Origin of the sequence: Gemmobacter denitrificans (assembly GCF_036964905.1) — a bacterium.
Taxonomy (GTDB): Bacteria; Pseudomonadota; Alphaproteobacteria; order Rhodobacterales; family Rhodobacteraceae; genus Gemmobacter; species Gemmobacter denitrificans.
On the sequence record NZ_JBALHR010000004.1, the window covers coordinates 386,877 to 402,386 of the forward strand.

At 65.4% G+C, this 15,510-nt stretch carries 14 protein-coding genes and 1 other RNA gene; 8 read left to right on the plus strand and 7 right to left on the minus strand.

What is annotated here, in order from left to right; translation table 11 throughout:
- Position 1 precedes the first annotated feature (1 nt).
- The 3 genes from V6590_RS10000 to V6590_RS10010 all read right to left on the minus strand — a co-directional run bounded on the left by V6590_RS10000 (position 2) and on the right by V6590_RS10010 (position 3,740).
- Positions 2 to 1,186, minus strand: coding sequence for a toxic anion resistance protein (locus V6590_RS10000; protein WP_335422454.1), 1,185 nt, complete (start codon positions 1,184 to 1,186; stop codon positions 2 to 4).
- 79 nt (positions 1,187 to 1,265) lie between these two features.
- Entirely contained in the window at positions 1,266 to 2,168 is a 903-nt protein-coding gene (locus V6590_RS10005) for a 5-bromo-4-chloroindolyl phosphate hydrolysis family protein (protein WP_335422456.1), read from the minus strand.
- Between the two features lie 228 nt (positions 2,169 to 2,396).
- The gene (locus V6590_RS10010; protein WP_335422458.1) at positions 2,397 to 3,740 is read right to left on the minus strand and encodes a pseudouridine synthase; all 1,344 of its coding nucleotides are present in this window, start codon (positions 3,738 to 3,740) and stop codon (positions 2,397 to 2,399) included.
- Positions 3,741 to 3,883: 143 nt separating this feature from the next.
- On the opposite strand from V6590_RS10010, the gene V6590_RS10015 reads away from it, so the two are divergent.
- The gene (locus V6590_RS10015) at positions 3,884 to 4,321 is read left to right on the plus strand and encodes a nucleoside deaminase (RefSeq protein ID WP_335422527.1); all 438 of its coding nucleotides are present in this window, start codon (positions 3,884 to 3,886) and stop codon (positions 4,319 to 4,321) included.
- A gap of 67 nt (positions 4,322 to 4,388) precedes the next feature.
- Positions 4,389 to 4,748, plus strand: a complete 360-nt coding sequence (locus V6590_RS10020) for a hypothetical protein (protein WP_335422460.1) — start codon at positions 4,389 to 4,391, stop codon at positions 4,746 to 4,748.
- A gap of 11 nt (positions 4,749 to 4,759) precedes the next feature.
- On the opposite strand, the gene V6590_RS10025 is transcribed toward V6590_RS10020, so the two are convergent.
- From V6590_RS10025 to V6590_RS10035, 3 genes are all read right to left on the minus strand, one after another.
- Positions 4,760 to 5,548: a carbohydrate ABC transporter permease gene (locus tag V6590_RS10025; protein ID WP_335422462.1), complete on the minus strand. Its 789-nt coding sequence runs from the start codon at positions 5,546 to 5,548 to the stop codon at positions 4,760 to 4,762.
- A complete protein-coding gene (locus V6590_RS10030) occupies positions 5,545 to 6,399 on the minus strand; it encodes a carbohydrate ABC transporter permease (protein WP_335422464.1) in 855 nt (284 codons plus the stop codon). The genes V6590_RS10025 and V6590_RS10030 overlap by 4 nt, the downstream gene beginning before the upstream one ends.
- 77 nt (positions 6,400 to 6,476) lie before the next feature.
- Complete coding sequence (locus tag V6590_RS10035) at positions 6,477 to 7,172, minus strand: metal-dependent hydrolase (protein ID WP_335422465.1); 696 nt, start codon at positions 7,170 to 7,172, stop codon at positions 6,477 to 6,479.
- A gap of 148 nt (positions 7,173 to 7,320) precedes the next feature.
- Between V6590_RS10035 and V6590_RS10040 the strand changes: the two genes are divergently transcribed.
- Entirely contained in the window at positions 7,321 to 8,358 is a 1,038-nt protein-coding gene (locus tag V6590_RS10040) for a CobW family GTP-binding protein (protein WP_335422467.1), read from the plus strand.
- A gap of 92 nt (positions 8,359 to 8,450) precedes the next feature.
- A complete protein-coding gene (locus V6590_RS10045) occupies positions 8,451 to 8,780 on the plus strand; it encodes a DUF3775 domain-containing protein (RefSeq protein ID WP_335422468.1) in 330 nt (109 codons plus the stop codon).
- 40 nt (positions 8,781 to 8,820) lie between these two features.
- On the opposite strand, the gene ffs is transcribed toward V6590_RS10045, so the two are convergent.
- Positions 8,821 to 8,918: signal recognition particle sRNA small type (ffs, locus tag V6590_RS10050), an RNA gene on the minus strand.
- A gap of 285 nt (positions 8,919 to 9,203) precedes the next feature.
- On the opposite strand from ffs, the gene xdhA reads away from it, so the two are divergent.
- The 4 genes from xdhA to V6590_RS10070 are packed head-to-tail and all read left to right on the plus strand — an operon-like array spanning position 9,204 to position 15,454.
- Entirely contained in the window at positions 9,204 to 10,577 is a 1,374-nt protein-coding gene (gene xdhA / locus V6590_RS10055) for a xanthine dehydrogenase small subunit (RefSeq protein ID WP_335422470.1), read from the plus strand.
- Complete coding sequence (gene xdhB, locus V6590_RS10060) at positions 10,574 to 12,988, plus strand: xanthine dehydrogenase molybdopterin binding subunit (RefSeq protein WP_335422473.1); 2,415 nt, start codon at positions 10,574 to 10,576, stop codon at positions 12,986 to 12,988. The genes xdhA and xdhB overlap by 4 nt, the downstream gene beginning before the upstream one ends.
- The gene (gene xdhC, locus V6590_RS10065; protein WP_335422475.1) at positions 12,981 to 13,928 is read left to right on the plus strand and encodes a xanthine dehydrogenase accessory protein XdhC; all 948 of its coding nucleotides are present in this window, start codon (positions 12,981 to 12,983) and stop codon (positions 13,926 to 13,928) included. Before xdhB ends, xdhC begins: the two co-directional genes overlap by 8 nt.
- Complete coding sequence (locus V6590_RS10070; protein WP_335422477.1) at positions 13,925 to 15,454, plus strand: ABC transporter ATP-binding protein; 1,530 nt, start codon at positions 13,925 to 13,927, stop codon at positions 15,452 to 15,454. The genes xdhC and V6590_RS10070 overlap by 4 nt, the downstream gene beginning before the upstream one ends.
- Positions 15,455 to 15,510 lie beyond the last annotated feature (56 nt).

Below are 15,510 nucleotides of genomic sequence, written 5' to 3' on the forward strand. Positions count from 1 at the left end.
ATCACACCGCCGTTCCTGTCGCCGTTCCCAGACCGTCGCGCCGCGCCTTGGCCGAGGCCAGCGTGTCGCGCAGTTCGATTTCCATCTTCTGCAGGTCGGCTTCGGCTGCGGCGCGCTTGGCCTTGCCTTCATCGGCGATGGCCAGGCTTTCGTTGATCGTGGCGATCAGCGTCGCATTGGCCTGCTTCACCGCCTCGATGTCGAAGACACCGCGTTCCATCTCGGTCCGCACGATGCGGTTGGTTTCCTGCAGGTTCTTGGCGTTCGAGGTCAGCAGTTCATTCGTCAGGTCATTGGCCGACTTGATCGACGTGGCCGCTTCGCGCGACCGCTGGATCGTCACCGCCTGGGCCAGCTGGGTTTCCCACAGTGGCACGGTGTTCACCAGCGTCGAGTTGATCTTGGTCACCAGCGACTTGTCGTTTTCCTGCACCAGCCGGATCGAGGGCAGCGACTGCATCGTCACCTGCCGCGTCAGTTTCAGGTCATGCACCCGGCGTTCCAGATCGTCGCGGGCGGCACGCAGGTCACGCAGTTCCTGCGCCTTCATCACCTGATCATTTTCGGGGGCTGCGGCGACTTGGGCCTCTTTGGCCGGGATGTCCTTGGCGTCCAGTTCGGCCAGCTTGGCTTCGCCCGCCGCGATGTAAAGCGCCAGTTCGTTGTAGAAATCCAGCGTCTTGGCATAGAGCAGGTCAAGCGACTTGATGTCTTTCAACAGCTTGTGTTCATGCTCCAGCAGGTTCTGGGTCACCCGGTCGATCTGTTCCTGCACCTCTTCGTATTTCGCGACGAATTTGGCGAAGGGGGCTGCGCGGCCCAGCAGGCGTTCCCACCAGGACCGTTCCCGGCGCACGTCCAGTTCCGAGACCGAAAAGCCGCGCAGGGTGGACACCATGTTGCGCAGACCCTCGGACGCGGGGCCGACATCCTTGTTCTTCACATCGGCCAGCATGGCCTGGCTGATGACCTGCAGTTCAGACTGCGCGGCCGAGCCGAACGAGATGATCGACTGGGTGTTGCCCATGTCCAGTTCGGCCATGCGCCGACGGATCTCTTCGGCCTGCGGCGCGGGTGCGGCTTCCAGCGGAACGATCTCCTTGCCCGGTTCGGGCAGGATCACGGCGGTGATCTGTTCTGCCTCGGCCAGGGCGGCGGTGGCTTGGGCGCGGGTGGTGTTGGTCATGGCGTCACTCGTCGGTTTGGCGCGGCGGGGCGCGGGAAACGGGTACTGCGCTGCGCAATAGCAGCCAGTGCGGGAATTCTCAATCCGGCTTGCTGGGGGCGGTTTCGAATTGCAGCCGGTCGCGCAACACCTGAATTTCAACATCAAGTGCCGCGCTGTCATTGGACAACAGCGCCTGTGACCGGTCGGCGAAGGTGGTTTCCAGATCGGTCAGCAGGGTTTCGTAATCGGCGCGTGCCCGGGCATCGCGGGTCTGGCCATAAAGGTCGGCGAACTTGATCGTCGCATCGCGGGCCCCCATCAGATAGACCGACAGATACTTGCGTGCGGCGGTCAGATCGCGAGGGTCGCTTTCCACCCGGCGGAACAGCGCGCGCGCGGCTGCGGCGAAACGGTCCACCCGGGCTTCCAGGCTGCGATCGCGGGCACGCAGGATGGCGTCGCGCATGGCGGCCAGATGGGCCTCGGCCTCGTCCACCGCGCGGGCCACACGGTCGGCCTGAAAGTCATCCACCCCTTCGGCGCCCTTGTCGCGCAAGGGATCAAGGCCAAAGGACATCAGGTGCAGGCCACTGCCCAGCAGGCCCAGCAGAGCGGCGGTCAGCGGTTGGCCAAAGCTGGCCATCCCGGCCAGCGCAATGCCGGCCCCGGTCAACACGGCACCAAAGATCTTGCGCGGAAAGGCGGGGCGCTTGGCCACTTTGCGCAGGTCATAGGCGGCCTGCGCCTGCAGCCCTTCGCGGGTCAGCCAACTGCCCCCCAAAAGCAGAACCGTGCCGCCAATGCCGAAGGCCAGCCCGGCAGGATTGCCGGTCAACCCCTTGATCGCGGGCAACAGTGCCAGAAGGAACAGCAGGTTCAGGCGCGCGCCGCCCGAGGCCGGGCGCTTGCCGTCAAACAGGTTCGGGGGCTGCGGCGGGGAAGTGCGCGGGTCCGATCCGGCACCCGAGGGCGAATATTTGCCGCCAAAGCGTTGTGCCATGATCAGGCCCCGCCGCCGAAGGTGACATAAAGGATCAGGCCAGCCAGCAGGGCAAAGCCGATCATGGGCAGGGCGGATGCGGGCATCGGGCCTCCGGTCAGGTCAGGCTGGAGCAGTTGAAAAGCCCAGCCTTTTGACTATAGGCGAGGCCCGGCTGCCATGCCAGCCTTGCCGCGGGGAAAATCTATGGGGCCTTCCCCCCCTTGCGGGTGCGCAGTCGCGGCCAGATCAGCGTTTGCGCGGGCCGGGCTTGGCGGGCGGTTTCGGGCGCGGGCCGCCTGCGCTGTCGGGGGCCGGTTTGCGCGGTGCGGGCTTTGCCGCCCGCGAGGGCGCGCGGGGCGCATCGGGATCGCGCGCCGCGCTGCGCCGTGTTGGGCTGGCGGGTTTGCTGCTGCGCGGTGCGTCCTCGTCGCGGGCGGGGGCGCTGCGGCGGGCAGATGTTGCACTGCGCCCGCCGGGTTTGGCCGCATCTTCATCCCGTGCCGAGGCGATGCGGCGCGCGGTGCCAAAGGTCTTGCCGCTGCGCGCGGCCTCCCCATCCCTTGCCGGAGCGGCGGGGCGCGGTGTCGTCTTGCGCGCAGCATCGGCTTTGGGGGCCGCAGGGCGCGGGGCGGTCTTGCTGCGTGGACGCTCGGCCCCGTCTGCCGCATCGGCCTTGCGCGCCGGGCGCCCCTTTTCGATGCTTTCCAGAAACCGGTCGGCCGAGCGGGCAAGGGCGGCACCCGCACTGGCGCTGCCGGTCTTGGGCGTGCGCGGCGCTCGGCTGCGGGTGGGTTTGGCCTCGCTGCGCGGGGCGGGCACTTCGTCGCTGTCTGGATCAAATCCAAGCTGATCGCGCAGGATGCGGCCCTTCACCTCGACCACCTCGCCCGGTTCCAGATCGTTCAGCCGGAAGGGGCCATAAGACACCCGGATCAGCCGGTTCACGATCAGCCCGATGGCCGACATGGCCCGGCGGATTTCGCGGTTCTTGCCTTCGCGCAGGCCGACCGTGGCCCAGGCATTCGACCCCTGAATCCGGTCCAGCACCACCTGCATGGGCTGGAACCTTTCGCCATCCACCTCGATCCCGCGGCGCAGCGGTTCGAAATCCGGGTCGGTCGGGTTGCCATGGATGCGCACGCGGTACTTGCGCAGCCAGCCGGTCGAGGGCAGTTCCAGCCGCCGCTTCAGCGCGCCGTCGTTGGTCAGCAGCAACAGGCCTTCGGAATTGAGGTCAAGCCGCCCGATCGTCATCACCCGGGGCAGGTCTTCCGGCAGATGATCAAAGATCGTGTCGCGGCCCTTTTCATCGGCATTGGTGGTGACCAGCCCGTCGGGCTTGTAATACAGCCAGAGCCGGGCCGGTTCGCGTTCGGCCAGCGGCTGGCCGTTCACGGTGATGCGGTCCTTTGCGGTGACATTCAGCGCCGGTGACGTGATCACCTTGCCATTCACCTTGACCTCGCCCAGTTCGATCATCCGCTCCGCCTCGCGGCGCGAGGCGACACCGGCGCGTGACAGCACCTTGGCGATCCGTTCGCCTTCGGGCGCTGCGGGCGCGGGGGATTTGGGTTTTGCTTGTTCGGCCATGGGTTTCCCGGCATGTTGCGGGATGTTGCGGGCGGAGGCCCCCGGGGGCTGTCTGCCCCCGGACCCCCGAGGATAGTTGTTCAACGGACAAGGATACGGGTTCGGGGCGGAAAGGGCAATCGGTGAGCGGATTCCGGTCATTCATGCAGGTGGCGCTGGCCGAGGCGCGGGCGGCAGCCGCGCGCGGCGAGGTGCCGGTGGGCGCTGTCGTGGTGGCTCCGGGGGGGCGGGTGGTTGCGCAGGCGGGCAATCGCACGCGCGAATTGAACGACCCCACAGCCCATGCCGAAATGCTGGCGATCCGTGCCGCCTGCCGCCTGTTGGGTCAGGAACGGCTGACCGGCCATGATCTCTATGTGACGCTGGAACCCTGCCCGATGTGCGCAGGGGCTATTGCGGCGGCGCGCATTGCCCGGCTGTACTATGGGGCGGCGGACTTGAAATCGGGTGGTGTCGCAGTCGGCGCGCGGGTCTTTTCCCACCCGCAATGCCATCATGTGCCGGAAGTCTACGATGGTCTGGCCGAACAGGAGGCATCGGACCTGCTGGTGGAGTTTTTCGCGCCGAGGCGTGGCGGTTAGGGTGCGGGGTTGACGAATCCGGCGGCGGATCGCTTGATGCAGGCACCACTTCAAGAGGATATCCGTCATGCGCCCCGCGCTGATCCTGCTTCCTGTTCTGGCCCTGATCGCGGGCTGCGGCACCCCCGAATACCGGGCCGAACGGTCGATCTGCGAAGCCGAATGGCTGCAGAAGATCCCGCCGCGCTATGAACGGCAGCTGGTGGAACGGGTGCGCTATATCCAGGTGCCGACTGGCCGGACCACCTGCACCACCAACGGCAATGTTCAGAATTGCGTGGCCGAAATGCGGACACAGGAAATTCCCTATACCACGGTTGAAACGGTGGATGTGAATTCCAGCCGGCGCAATGTGCAGATCGAAAGCTGCGCTGCGCGCGCCTGTTCGGCTAAATATGGCAACAGCGCCTGCAAGACCGGCAGCTAGAACCGCATCACCTAGGCCTGCAGCGTGAAGCCCCGGGCGATATGGTCGCGCACCAGCCAGATCATCGCGATCCCGGGCAGCAGCGACAGGCAGGTCATGGCCATGACCTGGCCCATATCGGTCTGAAAACTGAACATGGCTTGAATGGCCATGGTGATCGGCTTGCCTGCCGTAACCGTCAGGATACGGGCAAAGACCACCTCGACCCAGGAAAAGATGAAGCAGAAGAAGGCCGCCACCCCAAGACCGGGCGCAATCTGCGGCAACAGGTGCCGCAGGAAGAAGGACAGGCCCGAATGGCCATCCAGAAAGGCGGTTTCATCAAATTCCGGGGGAACGGCGCGGATGAAGCTTTCCAGAATCCAGATCGTGACCGGCAGGTTGAAAAGCGCATGGACCAACGCAATGCCCAGCGGACTGTTCACCAGCCCAAGATGCGAAAACAGGATGAAGATCGGCAGCGAGAGCACGACCGGCGGGGTTACCCGAAACACCAGCAGCGCCAGCAGCAAATGGCGGTCGCCCACAAAGCGGAACCGCGCCAGAGCATAGGCCGCAGGCAGGCCCGCCCCAAGACACAGCGCCACATTCATCAGCACATAGGCCGCCGAATTGACCATGGCTGCGCGCAATTCGGGGGCGGCCAGAACGGCACGGTAATTCATCAGGCCAAGCGTGCCTTCGGCCAGCCCGTCGCGCGGCAATGTCGCGGTAAAGCTGAGCAGCACCGCCTGCGCCAGTGGGGCAAGGATGAAAGCGGCCAAGGCCAGCAGGGCTATGGCGGTCAGCGCGCGTGTCATGCGGGTCTTTCGGGGCGGCGGCTGGCCAGGACAAAGGCCCAGACCACAGCCAGAACGATCAGGAAATACAGGGTCGCCCGTGCCGCAGCCTGACCATAGGAGAAACCCTTGATCTCTTCACCCAGTTCCAGCGACAGGAAGCGGGTGGCATCCTGCGGCCCCCCGGCATTGATTGCGAAAGCCTCGGTATAGATCATGAACGTGTCCACAAAGCGCAGCAGCAGCACGATGGACAGCGCACCAGACAGGCGCGGCAGTTCGATATGCCGAAAGACGGCCCAGTGCGAGGCGCCATCAATGGCTGCGGCCTGCCGATAGGCAGGGGGGATTGCGGCCAGACCGGCATAGGCCAGCACGACCACCAGGCCCAGCCAATGCCAGGTGTCCATCACCAGCAGCAGCGCCCAAGTGTGGATTGCCGTGAACTTGGGGTCAAAGCCAAGGCTGGCAAGCCCGGGGCCGATCAACCCGCCCTGCGGATCAATCAGGCCCAGCCATAGCATCGGGATCATGTTCCAGGGCACCACCAGCGGCAGGGCGCATAGCATCAGCCCCCAGATCGCCCCGCGCTGCAGGCCAACCAGCAGCCGTGCCACAGAAATGCCCAGCGGCACCTGAATCGCAAGGGCGAGCGTTGAAAACAGCAGGCTGCGCCCGAGCGAGGCGAGGAACCGGTCTGACTGCAGGATGGTCGTGAACCATTCCAGCCCCACCCAATGCACATCGCGCAGGGTAAAGATGTCATGGAAGCCATAGTTGATGACCGCCAGCAGCGGCAATGCGCCCACGATGGCCAGAATGGCCAGCGCCGGCAGCATCAGCCACCAGGCGCGGTTGTCATGGGGTCTCATGTCTTTGCTGTGTCCCAAGGCCTGCCGTCATGGACAGGGTGCCTGTCGTCAGGCAGGGCTGCAAGGACGAAAACGCGTCAGAACCGGATGGGTTCCAGCACCTGCGGTTCGATCACCTCGACATTCGGGGGCAGGCCCGCCCGCATTTCCGACGCGTCCTGCGCCAGAATCGGGAAGGTGCGGTAATGGCAGGGAATGACCGTGGTGAAGTTGAAATACTTGCGCGCGGCAAAGGCGGCACGCTTCATGTCCATCGTGAAATGGCCACCCGCCGACAAGATGCCGATATCGGGCTGATGATATTCGGCCATCCATTCCATATCGGCCATGATATCGGTATCGCCCGACACATAGATCGTATGCCCTTCGCCCGAAATCATGAAACCGGCCTCGCCCCCGGCATAGACCGGGCCATGCTGGCCGGGGATGGATGACGAATGGGTCGCGTTGACCATCGTTACCCGCGCCCCACCCAGGGTGACCGTGCCGCCCTTGTTGAAGCCGATGCCCTGCACGGCGGCCTCGGTTTCCCAGAAGGAAATCATGTCATAGCTGCCCACCAGCGGGATGCCACATTCCTTGGCAATCGCCAGGGCCGAGCCGGAATGATCGCCATGGCCGTGGGTCAGCAGCACATGGGTTGCGCCCGCCAGCGCCGCTGCGCGGCCTTCGGCGGGAAACAGCGGATTGCCATCGAGCCAGGGGTCGATCAGCAGGACGGCCTGTTCGATTTCGATGCGGAAGCCGGAATGGCCAAGCCAGGTGATGTTCATCGGATATCCTTTCCTGTGCCTTCTGCGCCGGACTTTAGGGGGTTTGACGTCTTTAACCAGCTTTTTTGCCGCGGTGCGGCGGAAAACTGGGCTTGCCGCGAAGGCAGGTGCAGAATAATGTTATGATATAACATTAATTGAGGCCGCCGTGACCGACCATATCCCCCTGACCCTGCTGACCGGCGCACTCGGGGCCGGCAAGACCACGCTGCTCAACCGGATTCTTGCCGGCGGGGCAGGGGGGCGTATTGCGGTGATCGTGAATGAATTTGGCGAAATGGGGCTGGATCACGATCTGATCATCGGCACGGTTGAGGATATGGTCCTGCTGGCCTCGGGCTGCCTGTGCTGCACCCTGCGCGGCGATCTGATCACGGCCTTGACCGACCTGCTGGCAAAGCGCGCGGCGGGTCAGCTGACCTTTGATCGGCTGGTGGTCGAGACCACCGGGCTGGCCGATCCCGCGCCTGTGTTGCACACGCTGATGGTGGAACCGGCACTGGCGCAGACCATCCGGCTGGATGGTGTGGTGACAGTCTGCGATGCGGCCCTGGGGGCTGCGGGGCTGGACCGGGTGCCCGAGGCGCTCGCACAGGTTGCCATGGCCGATGTGCTGGTGATCAGCAAGGCTGATCGGGTCACGCCGCTGGCCTTGGGCGCTTTTCAGGCGCGGCTTGCGCGGTTGGCCCCCTTGGCCCGGCAGAATGTTGCGGGGCCGCAGATGGATCTGGCGGCGTTGTTTGGCCATGGCGTCCCGGATGCAGCCATCGGGGCGGAAGACTGGCTTCTTTCCGCGCCTGCCTTGCCCCTGCGCCCCTTTGCTGCCGCGCCAGAGACCGGCCTGCTGGGAGCCGCCTTTGCCCCACCCCTGCCGCGCCATGACGGAACGGTAACCGCCGTTTCGGCAAGGATCGACACGCCGGTACATCCGATGATGCTGGAGTTCTTTCTGGATACCCTGTTGGCACTGCGCGGCCCCGATATCCTGCGGATGAAGGCATTGCTCTGGGTGCAGGGCCATGACGCCCCCTTTGCGCTGCACGCCGTGCAACATATCGTCGATCCGCCCATCCGGTTGGAGGGCTGGCGCGGAACCGATCGCACCAGCCGGATCGTGGTGATTGGCCGCAACATGACTGAGGATGATCTGCAGGCCGCGCTGGGCCTTCTGCGCGCCCCGGCCTGATCCGAACGGCTTGACCAACGGGTGCTGCGTGCTGCGCGCTTGCAATGGGCAGGCCCGGGGCGCAAACTTCACAGGCGAAAAGGAGTCGCCCCATGCTAGAAATCAGCCCGGCCAAGGTCGTTCACATCATCTATCAGACCCGCGAAGGGCGCATGGCCGAAGAGGAATTGCGGGCCTTCATTGCCGGTCTGAATGAAGATGAACAGGCGCATCTGGTGGCGCTGGCCTGGGTCGGGCGCGGCGCATTCGAACCCGAGGATTTCGAAGATGCGGTCGATACGGCCTGGGCGGAGCGCAGCACCCCGACCGAGGTCTATCTGACCGGCATGCCGCATCTGGCCGAAAATCTGGAGGCCGGGTTGGAGGCGATGGGGGTGGATGTCACCGAAGTTGAGGCCGATTTCCTTGACGGCGACCGGTAACCTCTCGCCCTGCAGTCCGTAATGCGCGCATGCGGGGAAAGGGTGAGAGGCTGACAACGACCCAAGCGGGGCTCGTTACGGCTGCTTCCTTCCGGACCTGACCGGGTTGGCGAGGCGCTCGCCCGCGCCAACCTCTCGAGGCCCAGATAAGCGAAGGGCCGGGGCATTGCAAGGGGTTTGCCCGGCCCGGCGATCGGGGCTGCGGCATCGCGCTGCCCCTGCGCAGGGCAGAAACCACCTGACGCTGCCTGATTGTTCGGCATGCCTTGAAACTGCTTTCGGCTTTGGCAGAAAGGTAATGCTTGCCATGGCGCCCCGGCCCGCGTCTTCTGTAAGAAAGACAAGAACAGGGCGTCTGGCCGCTTTACGCCGCATCGGGCGGGCAGACATCAGCCGAATGGGGAGAAGGCGGCGGGTTGAGACATGACCGAGATCGCGTTTCTTTTGAACGGAACGCCGATCCGCGTGTCGGGCGAAGCGCCCACGCGGACATTGCTGGATTACCTGCGCGAAACGCGCGGCCTGACCGGCACCAAGGAAGGCTGCAACGAAGGTGATTGCGGGGCCTGCACGGTGATGGTGACCGATGCGGCCGGGCCGCGCGCTCTCAATGCCTGCATCCTGTTCCTGCCGCAGTTGCAGGGCAAGGCGGTGCGGACGGTGGAAGGGATCGCAGGCCCGGAGGGGCAGTTGCACCCGGTTCAGCAGGCCATGATCGACCATCACGGCAGCCAATGCGGATTCTGCACGCCGGGCTTCATCACCTCGATGGCCACGGCCCATGCGCAGGGGCGGCACGATCATGACGTGGTGCTGGCGGGGAACCTGTGCCGCTGCACCGGCTATGCCCCGATCATCCGCGCCGCCGAGGCTGCCGCGGGCGCAGCCGTCCCTGACTGGATTGCCGCCGATGCCGATCCTGACGCAGGCCAGACCTTGGCAGATGCGGCGCATCACCCGACCACCAGTGACGATCTGGCCCGGATTTATGCCGCCCATCCCGAAGCAACCCTGATCGCGGGGGCGACCGATGTGGGGCTTTGGGTGACCAAACAGCTGCGCGATCTGCCGATGCCGATTTTCCTGAATGGCATTGCCGATCTGAAACAGATCAACCGACAGGGCGATCAGCTGCGCATCGGCGCGGGCGTCACACTGACCGATCTGCGCACAGCCCTTGCCGAAAGCCACCCCCATTTCTCGGCCATGCTGACCCGCTTTGCCAGCGAACAGGTGCGCAATGCTGCGACCATCGGCGGCAACATCGCCAATGGTTCGCCCATCGGGGATGGGCCGCCGGCATTGATCGCGCTCGGGGCCGTGCTGCATTTGCGGCAAGGCGATGCCCGCCGCAGCATGGCGCTGGAGGAGTTCTTTCTGGATTACCGCAAGCAGGACCGCCGCCCCGGTGAATTTGTCGAAGCGGTGACCATCCCCGCCCATGCGCCGGTGCTGCGCATCTACAAACTGTCGAAGCGGTTCGATCAGGATATCTCGGCGGTGCTGGGGGCCTTCAACCTGACGTTTGACGAGGGGCGCGTCATCACAGCCCGGATCGCCTTTGGCGGCATGGCCGGGGTGCCCAAACGCGCCCGCGCAGTTGAGGCGGCGCTGTTGGGCCAGAACCTGAAGGCAGCCCTGCCCGCCGCCCGCGCGGCTTTTGCCGAAGATTTCACCCCGTTGTCCGACATGCGCGCCAGCGCCGATTACCGGCTGGAGGCCGCGCGCAACATGCTGATCCGCTACGCCGCCGATCTGGCGGGGGATGCCGTTTCGGTTCAGGAGGTGCGGGCATGACCATTGGCCAATCCCTGCCGCATGACGCAGCCGCCCTGCATGTGACCGGACAGGCACGCTATACCGATGATATCCCGCTGCCAGCCAATACGGCGCATCTGGCCTTTGGCCTTTCGGCCTGCGCGCATGGCGATATCACCGCAATCGACCTGTCTGCCGTTCGTGCGGCCCCCGGCGTGATCGCGGTCTTTTCGGCGCAAGACTGGCCCGACATGCCGGATTGTTCGCCCTCGGCCCAGGATGAACCGCTGCTGGCGGTGGGGCGGGTGCATTATGTGGGCCAGCCGGTGTTTCTGGTCGTGGCCGAAACCCATCTGGCCGCCCGGCGCGCGGCCCGGCTGGGGCGCGTCACCTATGCCGAGTTGCCCGCGATCCTGACGGTGGATCAGGCGCTGGCCGCCAACAGCCGCTTTGAGCAGGGTCCGGTGATCTGGGCCCGGGGCGATGCCGATGCTGCGATTGCCACTGCCCCGCATGTGGTGGAAGGGGAGTTTTCGGTCGGCGGACAGGAACATTTCTATCTGGAAGGCCAGATCGCCGCCGCCCTGCCGCAAGAGGGCGGGGATATGGTCATCTATTCCTCGACCCAGCACCCGACCGAAATCCAGCACAAGGTCGCCCATGCCCTGCATCTGCCCATGAGTGCAGTCCGTGTCGAGGTGCGGCGCATGGGCGGCGGGTTTGGCGGCAAGGAAAGCCAGGGCAATGCGCTGGCCATCGCCTGTGCAATGGCCGCCCGCGCAACGGGCCGCCCCTGCAAGATGCGTTATGATCGCGACGACGACATGATGATCACCGGCAAACGGCATGATCTGGTGATCCGTTACCGCGTCGGGTTCGATGCGCAGGGGGTGATTAAGGGCGTCGAGTACCAGCATCTGTTCCGCTGCGGCTGGAGCCAGGATCTGAGCCTGCCGGTGGCCGATCGCGCGATGCTGCATGCCGACAATGCCTATCATCTGGAACATGTGCGGATCGAAAGCCACCGCCTGAAGACCCATACGCAAAGCGCCACCGCCTATCGCGGGTTCGGTGGCCCGCAAGGGGTGATCGGGGCAGAACGGGTGGTGGATCATATCGCCCATGTGCTGCGGCTGGACCCCGTGCTGGTGCGGCGGCGGAATTTCTATGCGGAGATGCCGCAGGGGGGGCTTTCCGCCCCCCCCATCCCCCCCGAGGATATTTTTGAACAGATGAAGGCGGGGACGTTCAAGGCAGAGGCGCCGGGGACGGGGCATCGGTTCGGCGGGGCGTTCTCGCCCAGGCCGGCGGTGCAGACCACGCATTACGGGATGCCGGTGGTCGATTTCGTGCTGCGCGACCTGCTGGACGATCTGGAGCGGCGTTCGGACTATGCTGCACGTCGGGCCGAGATTGCGCGCTGGAATGCCGCCTCGCCCATCCTGAAGCGCGGGATTGCGCTGACGCCCGTGAAGTTCGGGATTTCCTTCACGCTGACCTGGCTCAATCAGGCAGGGGCCTTGGTGCATGTCTATCAGGATGGTTCGATCCGACTGAACCATGGCGGCACCGAGATGGGGCAGGGCCTGTTCCAGAAGGTGGCGCAGGTTGCGGCGGGGGTGTTCGGGGTGGCGATGGATCGGGTGAAGATCACCGCCACCGATACCTCGAAGGTGCCCAATACCTCGGCCACCGCGGCCTCCAGCGGGGCGGACCTGAATGGCAAGGCGACCGAGGCGGCCTGCCTGACCCTGCGCGCGCGTCTGGCCGATTTCATCGCGGGCAAGCATCAGGCCGATGCGGCAAGCGTGCGGTTCGCAGAGGGCCGGGTTTGGGTGGCGGGCGCGGATTACGCCTTTGAACAGGTGGTGGCCTGGGCTTATCAGGCGCGGATCTCGCTCTCGGCCACCGGGTTCTATGCCACGCCCGAGATCAGCTGGGATCGGACGAAGGGGCAGGGGCGGCCCTTCTATTACTTCGCCTATGGCGCGGCGGTGACCGAGGTGGTGATCGACACGCTGACCGGCGAAAACCGCATCCTGCGCGCCGATCTGTTGCATGACACCGGCACGAGCCTGAACCCCGCGCTGGATATCGGGCAGGTGGAGGGGGCCTATGTGCAGGGGGCGGGCTGGCTGACCACTGAAGAACTGGTCTGGGATGGCAAGGGCCGTCTGGCGACCCATGCGCCCAGCACCTACAAGATTCCTGCCTGTTCCGATCGGCCGCCGGTGTTCAATGTGGCCCTGTGGAACAAGGCCAATCCGGCCGATGCGGTGGGCAAATCCAAGGCCGTGGGCGAGCCGCCCTTCATGCTGGGCATTTCCGCCTTTCTGGCCCTATCGGATGCCATCGCCGCCTGTGGCGACGGATCGGTCTATCCGGCGCTGGATGCGCCCGCGACGGCCGAGCGGGTCTTGTGGGCCGTGCAAAGGCAACGCCATGGCTGAGCCGGGATTTGATCGCGCCGGTCTGCTGGCCGCACTGGCCCGGCATGGCCGCGTGGTGCGGGTGGTTCTGGCCGAAGTGCAGGGATCATCGCCGCGCGGGGTCGGGGCAGCGATGCTGGTCTGGGCCGAGGGGCAGGAGGGCACCATCGGGGGCGGCGCTTTGGAGCATATGGCGGTGACCCGGGCGCGGGACATGCTGGCCGATGGCATGGCGCGACGTCTGGACCGGGTGCCGCTGGGTCCGGGCATCGGGCAATGCTGCGGCGGGGCCGTCGTGCTGCTGTCCGAACTGTTCGTCGCAGGGGCGGCCCTGCCCGAGGATGTGGTGGCGCGGGCGGTAGAAGATCGCCCGATGCCGCTGGCGGTGAAACGCTTGCTGGATCGCGCCCGGGCGCGGGGCGAACGGCCTGTGGCGCAACTGGTTCAGGGCTGGATGGTAGAGCCGGTGGCGCAGCCCATGCGCCATGTCTGGGTCTGGGGGGCGGGCCATGTGGGCCGGGCCCTGGTGGGGGTGCTGGCACCGCTGCCTGATCTGGCGATCACCTGGGTCGATACCGCCCCTGACCGCTTTCCCGATACGCCGCCCGACGGGGTGATTGTGGTGCCTGCTGCCGATCCGGCGCGGTTGGTGTCGCACGCGCCGGTGACGGCGGAACATCTGGTGCTGACCTGGTCGCATGCGCTGGATCTTGACCTCTGCCACCGGATCATGGCGCGCGGCCATGCCGGGCTGGGGGTGATCGGATCGGATACGAAAGCGGCGCGGTTTCGGGCAAGGTTGCGTGATCTGGGGCATTCCAACGCTGAAATTTCGCGCCTGCGTTGCCCGATTGGCGACAAGGGTTTGGGCAAGCACCCGCAGGCGATTGCCCTCGGGGTTGCTCTGGCGCTACTGCAAGAACGCAAGTCCATAACAAGCCACGGGGAACGGGCGGTATGACAAACGGGGGCGAATTGCTGCGCATCGAGGGGGTCACCAAGGCCTATCCCGGTGTCGTGGCCAATAGTGACGTGTCCTTCACCATCAGGGAAGGCGAGGTTCATGCCCTGTTGGGCGAAAACGGTGCCGGAAAATCGACGCTGGTGAAGATGATCTACGGGTTGGTGAAACCCGATCAGGGCCATATGCGCTGGCGCGGGGCCGATTATGCGCCGACCCAGCCCTCTGAAGCGCGGCGGGCCGGCGTGGGCATGGTGTTTCAGCATTTCAGCCTGTTCGAGGCGCTGGATGTGGCCGAGAACGTGGCGCTTGGCATGGAAACCCCGCCGCCAATGCGCGAGTTGGCGGCCCGCATCCGCGCGGTCAGCGAAGAATATGGCCTGCCGCTGGACCCGGGCCGCATGGTCGGCGATCTGTCGGCAGGCGAACGGCAAAGGGTGGAAATCATCCGCTGCCTGCTGCAATCGCCCAAGCTGTTGATCATGGACGAGCCCACCAGCGTTTTGACGCCGCAGGAAGTGGAAATCCTGTTCCAGACCCTGCGGCAGCTGAAGGCCGAGGGCACCTCGATCCTCTATATCAGCCACAAGCTGGAAGAGATTCGCAGTCTGTGTGACGAGGCGACGATCCTGCGCCGGGGCAAGGTGGTGGCAACCTGCACGCCGCGCGAAAAGACTGCTCGTGAACTGGCCGAGATGATGGTGGGCGCGACCCTGACGCCGCCGGAACGGCGGCCCGGCGCCAAGGGAGCGGTGGCTTTGGGGGTCAGCGATCTGTCGGTGGACAGCCCGATCCCCTTTGGCACAAGCCTGAAGGACATCAGCTTTACCGTCGCCAAGGGCGAAGTGCTGGGGATTGCCGGGGTTGCGGGCAATGGTCAGGATGAATTGCTGCTGGCCTTGTCGGGCGAGATCCGCACCGCGCCCGACCGGGTGCGCATCGACAGCCGACCCGTGGGCGATCTGGGACCGCAAGACCGGCGCCGCGCCGGGCTGGTGGCCGCGCCCGAGGAACGTCTGGGCCATGCTGCCGCGCCGAACATGAGCCTCACCGAAAATGCCCTTCTGTCGGGCGCGGTGCGGCAGGGGCTGGTTGCGCGTGGGTTTGTGGACTGGAGCAAGACCGAAGCCTTTGCCAAGGCGATCATCGAGCGCTTTGACGTGCGGACGCCCGGCGCGCATGTCGCCGCGCGGGCGCTGTCGGGGGGCAATCTGCAGAAATTCGTGGTGGGGCGCGAATTGATGCAGAACCCCGGCGTGATTGTGATCAACCAGCCCACATGGGGGGTGGATGCAGCGGCTGCGGCGGCGATCCGGCAGGCCATCCTGGATTGCGCGGCTGCCGGGGCTGCGGTCGTGGTGATCAGCCAGGATCTGGATGAATTGCTGGAAATTGCCGACAGCTTTGCCGCGCTGAATGGCGGGCGGCTGACCAGACCACGCCCGGTGGAGGGGCTGACGGTGGACGAGATCGGCCTGATGATGGGCGGGGCACATGGGATGGAGGTGGCGCATCATGCAGGCTGAGGCGCATTTGACACAGGCCGGGGGGCCGTCTGCTCCCCGGACACCCCGAGGATATT

Coding starts and splice junctions, on each gene's coding strand:
- V6590_RS10000 (WP_335422454.1), bottom strand. CDS start 1,186: ATGACCAACACCACCCGCGCCCAAGCCACCGCCGCCCTGGCCGAGGCA.
- V6590_RS10005 (WP_335422456.1), bottom strand. CDS start 2,168: ATGGCACAACGCTTTGGCGGCAAATATTCGCCCTCGGGTGCCGGATCG.
- V6590_RS10010 (WP_335422458.1), bottom strand. CDS start 3,740: ATGGCCGAACAAGCAAAACCCAAATCCCCCGCGCCCGCAGCGCCCGAA.
- V6590_RS10015 (WP_335422527.1), top strand. CDS start 3,884: ATGCAGGTGGCGCTGGCCGAGGCGCGGGCGGCAGCCGCGCGCGGCGAG.
- V6590_RS10020 (WP_335422460.1), top strand. CDS start 4,389: ATGCGCCCCGCGCTGATCCTGCTTCCTGTTCTGGCCCTGATCGCGGGC.
- V6590_RS10025 (WP_335422462.1), bottom strand. CDS start 5,548: ATGACACGCGCGCTGACCGCCATAGCCCTGCTGGCCTTGGCCGCTTTC.
- V6590_RS10030 (WP_335422464.1), bottom strand. CDS start 6,399: ATGAGACCCCATGACAACCGCGCCTGGTGGCTGATGCTGCCGGCGCTG.
- V6590_RS10035 (WP_335422465.1), bottom strand. CDS start 7,172: ATGAACATCACCTGGCTTGGCCATTCCGGCTTCCGCATCGAAATCGAA.
- V6590_RS10045 (WP_335422468.1), top strand. CDS start 8,451: ATGCTAGAAATCAGCCCGGCCAAGGTCGTTCACATCATCTATCAGACC.
- xdhA (WP_335422470.1), top strand. CDS start 9,204: ATGACCGAGATCGCGTTTCTTTTGAACGGAACGCCGATCCGCGTGTCG.
- xdhB (WP_335422473.1), top strand. CDS start 10,574: ATGACCATTGGCCAATCCCTGCCGCATGACGCAGCCGCCCTGCATGTG.
- xdhC (WP_335422475.1), top strand. CDS start 12,981: ATGGCTGAGCCGGGATTTGATCGCGCCGGTCTGCTGGCCGCACTGGCC.
- V6590_RS10070 (WP_335422477.1), top strand. CDS start 13,925: ATGACAAACGGGGGCGAATTGCTGCGCATCGAGGGGGTCACCAAGGCC.